The 1708-nt window shown below is 32.9% G+C and carries 2 rRNA genes; both read left to right on the top strand.

The features are described 5' to 3' along the window. The first annotated feature begins 136 nt into the window (after positions 1-136). Positions 137-245: ribosomal RNA gene (rrf, locus tag L0U72_RS11685) — 5S ribosomal RNA — on the top strand. 931 nt (positions 246-1176) lie between these two features. Then, a 16S ribosomal RNA gene (locus L0U72_RS11680) occupies positions 1177-1708 on the top strand; the annotation flags it as partial.

The raw sequence follows: 1708 nt of genomic DNA, 5'->3' as shown, positions 1-1708 counted from the left end.
TATCAAAAAACCCGACTTATTAATTTTAGATGAGCCAACAAATCATTTAGATTTAGAAATGATTGAATGGGGATTATTTACGATATAATTTTTACCAATATGTTAACTTATACAGTTGAAATATACTGAAACATTTTAAGGTGATTATCGCAATGGGGCTCACCTCTTTCCATCCCGAACAGAGAAGTTAAGCCCATTTGCGCCGATGGTACTGCCAATGGTGGGAGAGTAGGTCGTTGCCTTTCTTTGAAACCTCAATCTTTATAGATTGAGGTTTTTTTTGTGCCTTACTTTTTTTGTTTTTCTAAAAAAAATATAAAATTAATCTAGTAAACTTAGACCTCACAGGTTTTTAAAACCTGTGAGGGATAGATAAGAAGTTTTATATCCGAATAAAACAATCAATATAAATTAAAGATAAATCTCATTAAAAAGGATTTTTATACATTTAAAATAAGAATAATAAGAAGCAATTACCCGCTTTCCGCACTCGCTTTTTTTGTTTTTTCGAAAATAAAACCAAAAAAGAGCTCAAACAGCTACTTCAATCGGGGCTAGGAATTAGATTATTTAACATTAAAATCTGCTATATTTTAAATTATCTACTTTTAAAACGAAGAATTTTTAAAAATAAATTATCAATAAAAAAGCTTAAAAAGTCTTATTTATCTTTAAATAATTAAAAAAACTTGAAAAATAGCAAAAAAATAAAAAATATAATGTGTTTATAATCAGTGATTAGTAAAATACTTTTAAAATAAATAAAAAAAGTCCTTGTTAGTTTAGAAAAAGGTTGTAGATTTGCAACCGCTAACGGAAAAACGCAAGTTTAAAAGTTAACAACTGTTCCTTAAAACATCGTTAAGTATCATTTTAATAAAATGTAAAAAATAAGTTAATTTTAATTTGTTTAAAACAAATAAAAGAATGTATATTTGAAACCGCTTTCAGAAAGCGTAACGATTAAAGAAATTTGGAAATGACAATAATATGTCAGTTAGTTCAATTCTAGCATTTCTACAAAAAATGATAAGAGTAAAATCTTATCTGTAACTAAATAAGTTACGTTCATTGAAAATATTGAAATTGACAGCGTAAATAAGAGTAGAATAACCACGTTCTATTAAATTAGAACAAATTCTTTTGAAACTTATTCATTCATATTATTTAAAATATACAATGAAGAGTTTGATCCTGGCTCAGGATGAACGCTAGCGGCAGGCTTAACACATGCAAGTCGAGGGGTAACATTGTGCTTGCACAGATGACGACCGGCGAACGGGTGCGTAACGCGTATAGAATCTGCCTTGTACAGGAGGATAGCCTTTAGAAATGAAGATTAACACTCCATAATGTAGTTGACTGGCATCAGTTTACTATTAAACATTTATGGGTACAAGATGACTATGCGTCCTATTAGCTAGATGGTAAGGTAAYGGCTTACCATGGCAACGATAGGTAGGGGGTCTGAGAGGATTATCCCCCACACTGGTACTGAGACACGGACCAGACTCCTACGGGAGGCAGCAGTGAGGAATATTGGTCAATGGAGGCAACTCTGAACCAGCCATGCCGCGTGCAGGATGACTGCCCTATGGGTTGTAAACTGCTTTTATACAGGAAGAAACCGATGTACGTGTACATCCTTGACGGTACTGTAAGAATAAGGACCGGCTAACTCCGTGCCAGCAGCCGCGGTAATACGGAG

Source organism: Tenacibaculum piscium, from assembly GCF_021390755.1.
Lineage (GTDB): Bacteria > Bacteroidota > Bacteroidia > Flavobacteriales > Flavobacteriaceae > Polaribacter > Polaribacter piscius.
The sequence above is the reverse complement of the archived record's forward strand: the minus strand, read 5'-3'. Positions and strand labels throughout refer to the sequence as shown.